Origin of the sequence: Paenibacillus ihuae, assembly GCF_001368795.1 — a bacterium.
Classification (GTDB): Bacteria; Bacillota; Bacilli; order Paenibacillales; family Paenibacillaceae; genus Paenibacillus_AQ; species Paenibacillus_AQ ihuae.
This window is the reverse complement of the sequence record NZ_LN831198.1, coordinates 3,461,492-3,470,145: the sequence shown is the minus strand read 5'-3', so window position 1 is coordinate 3,470,145 and position 8,654 is coordinate 3,461,492. Positions and strand designations below refer to the sequence as shown.

Below are 8,654 nucleotides of genomic sequence, written 5' to 3'. Positions count from 1 at the left end.
TATGCAAAATGCTCACTTAAAAACCTGTTGGCTTGGGAAACCAAGTTCAACAGGTTTTTTTTGCATGTGCAACATTTGCATCAAAAAACCTTGTGAGGTAAAATTTTACTGAAAAGAATAAGAATAATTAGGGAGGATTTCATGCGGATAAAGTTAATTCCCACTCATCATAAATTCAAAAAGAAGAGGGCTGGTATTACAATTACCATAGCTGCTGTAGTCATTGTTGGTATCGGAGCAATATTAACGGCATATTTATATCCAGGACCCAAAGAAAATCCGGTCGCATTGGATGCCTTGGCCCCAGCCACAGCTAATGATCCGGCCTCGGTAACGCAGACTCCAGGAGACAGTGGTATCGTATCCGGTGGGATTGAAACTAAGGACGGCAAAGATTTGTCAATCTGGCTGGCGGCAGGCAGAGACAATAATTTTGCGGTCATGAGTAGAAAACAGGACGAGACTCTAACAATGAGTGTGGAATCTGAGCAGGAGATCAAGCTTGAAATCGGAATTATATCTGTTTCAAGCGATAAAATTTACAGCGAGTCCATCCCTAGCGGGACGGGTACTGTTACGATAACGGTACCGGAAGACGGCGACTATCGTGTTTACATCAAGAATCATTCTGCTCTAGAGGCGCACTTCCGTTTAATACTCGATGAACCTCTTACTGGCCCTCTTGTATAAGTCCAAAATGGGTTCAGCAACATATACAAGAAAGCCCGCAGATGTCCTTATAGGAAGTCACATGCGGGCTTAGTTTATTATAAACTGTTACAGCAGAACCCTCTGCCTCTAGTCAATAAAGGCCAGCGATGGGGTAATGCAAAAAGAATGAAAGGCTGATATTAGAGCAGTTCTTTCTCAACAGCTGCGCCCATTTCACGGGAGCGCTCGGCGCAGCTGTTCACCGCTGCAATGACCGTCTCGAAGAAATCACCTTTTTCAAGGGTTTCAATCGCGGCTTGCGTTGCACCATTTGGAGACGTAACTTTTTTCCGCAGGGCAGCCGGTTGTTCACCTGTCTGTTGTACCATACGGGCTGCCCCGAGAACGCTCTGCACAGTTAGTTCTGCGCTTTGCTCCGGTGACAGACCGCCCCGGATACCTGCGGCAGTCATCGCTTCCATCATGTAGTAGATGTAGGCTGGTCCGCTACCGGAGATCCCGGTCAGGATTTCCATCCGTTCCTCTTCAATCACCGAAGTGATGCCGACGGATTCAAAAATATTGAGCGCCAGACGGCGGCCGGAGTCGTCCACTTCCTTGGAGAAGGCAATGCCGGTCGCTCCAAGTCCGATTGTACTGGAGGTGTTGGGCATCGTACGCACCACAGGCTGTGTTGTGCCGAGCAGGGCTTGAATCGTTCGGATCGTCAGGCCTGCAATAACAGAGACAATGAGCTGTCCGGGTGAGAGCAGCGGAGCGAGTCCGCGAAGCGCCTCAGCGGCATCCTTTGGTTTCATTGCCAGGACAATCACATTAGCGTTTGCCAGGATTTCCGCTTTCTGTCCGGGATCATTGCTGCCCCTTACGCCGTAACGGCTGCGCAGCTCAGCCAGCCTTTCGCTGCTGCTGCGGTTAAGCAGGGTGATATTCTCAGAAGAAATTACGCTGCGGGCAATCATCCCCCGCACAATCGCTTCGGCCATCGACCCGGCGCCATAGAAGACGATTTTATCATTAATAAGTGGAATAGTCGGTTGCTGACACATGGAATATGCTCCCCCTAAATGTATTGTTCAGCATACTGCCGCGGATTGACATCGGTAAATTTACTGCGGAAGTATGCCTGTTATCCCCGAATTTGACCGTTGCCGCGGATTATATATTTGCAGGAGGTGAGTGCGGGCAGACCCATCGGGCCGCGGGCATGCAGCTTCTGGGTGCTGATTCCGATTTCGGCGCCGAAGCCGAATTCAAAGCCGTCCGTGAAACGTGTAGAGGCATTATGATAAACGGCAGCAGCGTCTACTTCCTGCAGGAAACGTGCAGCATGCTCATCATTTTCAGTTACGATGCATTCGGAATGTTTGGTGCTGAATTCGGCAATATGGCGTAAGGCTTCATCCAGTCCGCCGACAATCCGGATATTTAGAATATAGTCATTATACTCAGTTGCATAATCTTCATCGGTTACAGGTACTGCCCAGGGAATTAGGGCTATAGTCTCCGGACAGCCGCGTAATTCAACATTTACCCTGCGAAAGGCTTCGGCAAGCGAAAGCATATGTTCAGCGGCATAGTCGCGGTGGACAAGCAGCGTCTCCATTGAATTACAGACAGAAGGTCGCTGGGCTTTGGCGTTAAGGCTGATCCTTTCAGCCATTTCCGGGTCACTGCCTGCATCCAGATAAGTATGGCATATGCCTGCTCCTGTTTCAATCACCGGTACGGTAGCATTGAGGACAACATTCTGGATCAGAGAGCTGCCCCCGCGCGGGATGATGACATCGATAAGGCCATTCAGCTTCAGCATCTCATCCACAGAGGAACGGTTCGGATCTTCAATCAGCTGCAGGGCTGCGGCAGGGATTGCCGTCTCAGCCAAAGCGTTATGCAGTACTTCGACAATTTTACGGTTGGACGAGAGTGCGGAAGAGCCGCCGCGCAGGACCACGGCATTCCCGGTCTTGAGGCACAGCCCGGCGGCATCGACTGTTACATTCGGACGAGCTTCATAGATGATGCCGATAACACCAAGCGGGACGCGGATTTTCTCGATCGATAGACCGTTCGGACGCTCAATCGTTTCGAGTGTGTCGCCGATAGGGTCAGGCAGGACAGCGATTTGTTGCAATCCCTCCGAAATAGCGTCTATCCGGCTGACATCCAGTGCCAGACGGTCCAGCATCGATTCGGGAGTGCCAGCGAGACGCCCTCGCTCCAGGTCTTCCAGATTGGCGGCAATAATAGCGGAGGCTTCGCGCCGCAATACTGCAGCCATGACAAGCAGTGCTTCATTTTTCTGGCCAGTGGTTAGGCTTGCAAGTACCCCTGTGGTCTCTTTCGCCAATGAGGCTTTAGTAACGACTTCACTCATATCTTTCCCTCCTGTAAGTTGTTTATCGTAGCGTAATCCATTCATCACGGTGAATAACCTCGAGCCGGTGGACTTCACCGAGCTTTGGGACGATCTCGCGGCTGGGCAGACCCTGAATGCTGCGCAGCTGGGTGTCGTCGTAGTTTACGATGCCCCGGCCCAGCAAGGTAGCATCGGGGCCGAGTACTTCAACCACATCTCCGGAGTGAAAACTGCCTTCAATCCGTTTAACACCGACCGGAAGAAGACTATGTCCGCCGTGAAGCAGCGCTTCGACGGCTCCTTCATCTACATATAATGAGCCGAGCGGAGTCGACATGAAACCGAGCCACTGCTTTTTGACCGGCAATGAAGAGAGCGTGGTATCAAAATACGTACCCTTACCCGTTCCAGCCGCAGCCAGCCGCAGATCTCCAGGTTCGGTGGCTCTGCCGATAAACACAGGTACTCCGCCTCTGGTGGCAATTTTGGCAGCGTCAATCTTGGAGCGCATCCCGCCTGTCCCTACACTGGAGCCTGCTCCGCCTGCGAAGGCATAGATTTCAGGAGTGATCTCCTTCACGTGACTGTAGCGGACGGCATCGGGATTCTTGCGGGGGTCGCCGCTGTATAATCCGTCCATGTCTGTCAGCACCAGGAGGCGGGAGGCTTTCAGTAGGTTCGCGACCAGCGCAGACAACGTATCATTGTCCCCGAACTTCAGCTCATCGACTGATACGGTGTCGTTCTCATTGAAAACGGGAACAGCGCCTTGCCGGAGCAGCTCCTCCACCGTCATCATGGCGTTGTTCATCGCCCGCCGGCTGCAGAAGTCGGTGCGGGTCAGCAGAATCTGGGCGGTCGGCAGGCCATGCTGTCCAAAAGCCTCCTGATAGGCCTGCATTAGCATAACCTGTCCGACTGCGGCTGCGGCCTGCTTCTCGTGCAGCAGCTTCGGACGGGACGGATAGCCGATGCCGCGGAAGCCGGCGGCTACCGCTCCGGAGGTTACAAGCAGCACCTCACAGCCGTCCTTCCTTAGTGCAGCAATCTCGGCGGCGAAGAAGGCCACTGCCTCGCGGTTTAATCCGCCTTCAGGGCCGGTGAGCGAACTGCTGCCTATTTTGACTACAATACGTGTCGTCACTTGTTTTCACTTCCCTTTCAGAATAAAAAACCATAAACCTGAAAACGACAAAAAGCCCCCATCCTAAGACTTAGCAAAGGACGAAAGCATGATTAACTTCCGCGGTACCACCTTCATTGATGAGGGATCATCCGACTTCATTCTCGTAACGGGAGTTTCCGTCCTGCAGAAGGCAGGCCGCTCGGGGGTAGGATTCAGAAATAACAACCGTGGTAAATTCTCTCAGCCTTCCGGAATTTACTCTCTGCTCACGGATAGAGACATTTCTTACTGGTCCCGTCTGCACGTTTCACTATTTGACATTTAGAATACCATGGCAGTGTGTCGTTTGCAAAGGGTGTATGCCGGAATATTTTTGGGCTCGTTACACGTCCGTCAGGCCGGCTACGGTTGTTTTGAAGGTTTCAATAAAAACCTCAGCGGCCTTGGACAAATAGCGGCCACGGCGGTAGGCGATAACCAGTGTACGGCTGGGTACAGGATCGGCCAGCGGCAAGTAGACTGGCACGAATTCACTGCGCGGTGCACGGGCGATGAAATGGGGCACGAGTGTAACTCCCATCCCTGTGGCGACGAGCGACTGCACTGTCTCCATATTATTGCTCTCGAAGACGATCCGCGGTTCGAACCCGGCTTCACGGCATAGCTCTACCGTCATTTTGCGGAAGCCCTGCCCTTCTTTCAGCACGATAAACGGCTCGTCCTTCAATTCCTCCAGCGCTGTCCGGATCCCTTGAGCACTGCGTGAGGCCAGCGGGTGTTCTGGAGGCACCGCCAGGTCGATCCGTTCCTCGCCAAGCACTTCATAGGCCAGCGTGGGAATCTCCAGGGGGAGGGAGAGCAGGCTTAAATCCGTCTGGCCGCTGGCGGTGAGCTTTTCAAGATTCATAGAAGAGTCCTCAAGCAGTGAAATCTCAAGCTCCGCATATTTCCGTTTGAACACAGGCAGTACATGGGGCAGCAGATGTGCTCCGGTAATCGGCATGCTTCCGACCACTACACGGCCGGTACGCAGCTGTGATATATCGGACATTTCCTGGCGCAGCAGCTCTACAGCGCCGATTATTGCTTCAGCCTGCTCAACGAACTTCTCTCCGGCATAGGTCAGCTCCACAGAGCTGGTATTGCGCTGAAACAGCATTACGCCGAGCTCCTTCTCCAGCTTGGACAGCTGCTGACTGAGTGAAGGCTGTGCTACATGCAGCTTGTCTGCAGCACGGGAGAAATTCCGCTCTGCAGCTATTTGCAGCGCATACTGCAATTGTCTAAGTTCCATGGTTAATACCTCGATTGATATAGATTACTTATAAGTATATCCTATAGGAATCTGTTTTAATATAGTCTACTATGTTACATCTGCTCTTCCATATTAAGAGTTGGCTTATAGGTTAAACCTATTGCTTTTATAGAAATCATATCTTGGAATTATAAACAACACGATGTTATATTTAGATCATTCAAGAGAGACTCCACGCTCTCTTCCAAATGAACGATTCTACTATATGAGGTGAAACCATGGGCAACAAGACAATGTTTGAGAAAATTTGGGATAATCACGTAATTCATCAAGAGGAAGGCAAACCTAGCATCATCTATATTGACCTGCATTTGGTGCATGAGGTTACTTCTCCGCAGGCTTTTGAAGGACTGCGCTTAAGCGGCCGCAAGGTCCGCCGCCCGGAGCTGACCTTTGCAACGATGGACCACAATGTTCCAACTAAGGACCGTTTCAATATTACGGACCCGATCTCCAAGCAGCAGATTGACACATTGTCGCAGAACTGCCGCGATTTCGGAGTCAGACTGTTTGACCTGAACGATATCGACCAGGGTGTCGTACACGTTATGGGACCGGAAATCGGCTTGACCCATCCCGGCAAAACGATTGTCTGCGGTGACAGCCACACCTCCACACACGGGGCATTCGGCGCACTGGCCTTCGGCATTGGAACAAGTGAAGTTGAGCATGTACTGGCTACCCAGTGTCTGCAGCAGTCCAAAGCCAAAACAATGGAAGTCCGCTTTACCGGCAAACGCAATAAGGGAGTAACTGCCAAGGATATGATTCTCGGCGTCATTGCTAAATACGGCACTGATTTTGCTACCGGTTATGTCATTGAATATACGGGTGAAGCGATTCGTGAGCTGTCGATGGAAGAGCGGATGACCGTCTGCAACATGTCGATTGAAGGCGGAGCAAGAGCTGGCCTGATTGCACCGGATGAGACAACTTTTGAATATCTGCGCGGACGTGAGTATGTGCCGCAAGGCGATGCATACGATGCTGCTGTTGCTTCCTGGAGAAGCCTGGTTAGCGATGAAGGTGCCCAGTACGATACGGTTGTAGAATTCGACGTGGAAACACTGATTCCGCAGGTAACCTGGGGGACTAGTCCGGGCATGGGAACGGACATCACTTCGAGTGTGCCTAACCCTGCAGATTTCACTACCGAAAATGAACGTAAAGCTGCTGAAAAAGCGCTTGAATATATGGATTTGGCACCAGGAACTCCGATCTCTGAAATCGGTATCGATTATGTCTTTATCGGCTCCTGCACCAACGGACGGATCGAAGACCTGCGGGCTGCCGCTCAGGTAGCAAGAGGCCACAAGGTGTCTGATAAAGTAACGGCGATTGTAGTTCCCGGCTCCGGACGTGTAAAGATGCAGGCGGAGAAAGAAGGCCTCGACAAAGTATTTACCGAAGCGGGCTTCGAATGGCGCGAAGCAGGCTGCAGTATGTGCCTGGCAATGAACCCTGATGTTCTGCAGCCTGGACAGCGCTGTGCTTCGACTTCGAACCGCAACTTTGAAGGACGCCAGGGACGCGGCGGACGTACGCACCTTGTTTCTCCGGCGATGGCGGCTGCGGCGGCTATCAAAGGACGGTTCACTGACGTACGTGACTGGAATTACAAGACGGAAGCCGTCAACGCATAGAAACTTTGAGAGAGAGCGGGAGGAAATAACAAATGGAAGCTTTCAAAAAATTAACGGGAATCGTTGCCCCGGTCGACCGGGTAAATGTGGATACAGACGCTATTATTCCAAAACAGTTTTTAAAACGGATTGAACGGACCGGATTCGGACAATTTCTGTTCTATGAATGGCGTTTTGACGAAGCCGGCAATGACAATGCCGCTTTTGAAATGAACAAACCGCGTTATCAGGGGGCATCCGTGTTGATCTCGCGGGCTAACTTTGGCTGCGGGTCCTCCCGGGAGCATGCGCCATGGGCAATTATGGACTATGGCTTCAGAGTGGTGATTGCACCATCCTATGCCGATATCTTTTATAACAACTGCTTTAAGAATGGCATCCTGCCGATCAAACTGTCGGAATCGCAGGTGGATGACCTGTTCAACCGCACCGCTGAGCATGAAGGGTACAGCCTGACAGTGGATCTGGAGAACAATAAGCTCAGTGATGAGTATGGACTCACCATCAGCTTTGAGCTGGATGAGCACCGCCGCCAATTCCTGCTGCAGGGTCTTGATGATATCGGCCTGACACTACAGCATGCGGATGAAATCGCTGCTTATGAAGAGCGTCATGCTGCGAAGCTGTTCTCTTAATTGAGTCACAGATATCCGCAAACTTTACAAATTTTACACAAAACTTCTATTTCCGGGTGTCGGAAATAGAAGTTTTTTTGCTATAATCGATATATTCATTGCCTATAGAGGCAACTTTTGGAGAGTTCTGTCGTCTAAACCTTATCTGTGTATGTATTTGTATCTATTATTTGCCCAAAGGAGAGTAAGGAATGAGAAGAGCCGGACAACGGGTGTTATTTCTATTGCTGCTGCCACTGTTATTGCTATCATTCGCCGGCCGTGAAGCCGCCGCTGCCGGAAACGGCGCAGGCAGAATTATTATGGACAATCAGGAGCTGGCATTACCACAGGGAATCAAGCTTGAAAACGTAAATGGAAGCGTTATGATTCCTATCCGCGTAGTCGTGGAGAACTTGGGATTTCAGGTGCAATGGGAGCAGAAATCGAAAAAGGTAACCGTTCAGCAGGATGGCAAAACGGTTCAGCTTGCGGTTGGCAGCAAAACTGCTGAAGCCGATGGAGTTACGCTCTCCTTAAATGCGGCTCCTAAGCAGAATGGTGGAACAGTGCTGGTGCCGATCCGCTTTGTCAGTGAGCAATTTGGCCTGAAGGTCGGCTGGGACAACGATGACAAAACGGTTTATCTCAGCGGCGGCCAGACCAGCGGTTCTGAGACCTCCGTGGATCCGCTGCCGTCTCTCAGTCCGACTCCGCAGCCTACGGCGGCAAATCCAAGCCCTAGTCCTACTGCGACATCAGCTCCAGTAACAACGCCAGGGGCTGACGATGATCTGGGAACAGGAACTCTGGGGCCAACCACCACACCGATTCCGGGCAGTGCCGGGACAGTGGTGACTACACCGCAGGTCATGGGTGCTGTATTCAGTGAGAATCGTCTCATCGTTGCGGTAGCGGGAGGCGCTAA

Annotated in this window: 8 protein-coding genes; 4 read left to right on the top strand and 4 right to left on the bottom strand. The window is 51.6% G+C overall.

The features are described from left to right. Positions 1 to 141 precede the first annotated feature (141 nt). A complete protein-coding gene (locus AQR02_RS15920; protein ID WP_054941318.1) occupies positions 142 to 690 on the top strand; it encodes a hypothetical protein in 549 nt (182 codons plus the stop codon). A 161-nt stretch (positions 691 to 851) separates the two neighbouring features. Here AQR02_RS15920 and proC read toward each other — a convergent pair whose 3' ends face one another. From proC to AQR02_RS15895, 4 genes are all read right to left on the bottom strand, one after another. Further along, positions 852 to 1,718 (bottom strand): pyrroline-5-carboxylate reductase, encoded by an 867-nt coding sequence (gene proC / locus AQR02_RS15915; RefSeq protein WP_054941317.1) that lies wholly within the window; start codon positions 1,716 to 1,718, stop codon positions 852 to 854. A gap of 80 nt (positions 1,719 to 1,798) precedes the next feature. Continuing rightward, a complete protein-coding gene (locus AQR02_RS15910; protein WP_054941316.1) occupies positions 1,799 to 3,046 on the bottom strand; it encodes a glutamate-5-semialdehyde dehydrogenase in 1,248 nt (415 codons plus the stop codon). Between the two features lie 22 nt (positions 3,047 to 3,068). Next, positions 3,069 to 4,172 carry a glutamate 5-kinase gene (gene proB / locus AQR02_RS15905; protein ID WP_054941315.1) on the bottom strand — a complete coding sequence of 368 codons (1,104 nt, stop codon included), beginning with the start codon at positions 4,170 to 4,172 and terminating at the stop codon, positions 3,069 to 3,071. Positions 4,173 to 4,536: 364 nt separating this feature from the next. Further along, positions 4,537 to 5,448 carry a LysR family transcriptional regulator gene (locus AQR02_RS15895; RefSeq protein WP_054941313.1) on the bottom strand — a complete coding sequence of 304 codons (912 nt, stop codon included), beginning with the start codon at positions 5,446 to 5,448 and terminating at the stop codon, positions 4,537 to 4,539. 239 nt (positions 5,449 to 5,687) lie between these two features. Here AQR02_RS15895 and leuC point away from each other — a divergent pair, with 239 nt between their 5' ends. The 3 genes from leuC to AQR02_RS15880 all read left to right on the top strand — a co-directional run. After that, positions 5,688 to 7,112 carry a 3-isopropylmalate dehydratase large subunit gene (leuC, locus tag AQR02_RS15890; RefSeq protein ID WP_054941312.1) on the top strand — a complete coding sequence of 475 codons (1,425 nt, stop codon included), beginning with the start codon at positions 5,688 to 5,690 and terminating at the stop codon, positions 7,110 to 7,112. Between the two features lie 32 nt (positions 7,113 to 7,144). Continuing rightward, complete coding sequence (leuD, locus tag AQR02_RS15885) at positions 7,145 to 7,747, top strand: 3-isopropylmalate dehydratase small subunit (protein WP_054941311.1); 603 nt, start codon at positions 7,145 to 7,147, stop codon at positions 7,745 to 7,747. Positions 7,748 to 7,938: 191 nt separating this feature from the next. Continuing rightward, a partial coding sequence (locus AQR02_RS15880) for a copper amine oxidase N-terminal domain-containing protein (RefSeq protein ID WP_148449115.1) occupies positions 7,939 to 8,654 on the top strand: 716 nt, incomplete at its 3' end.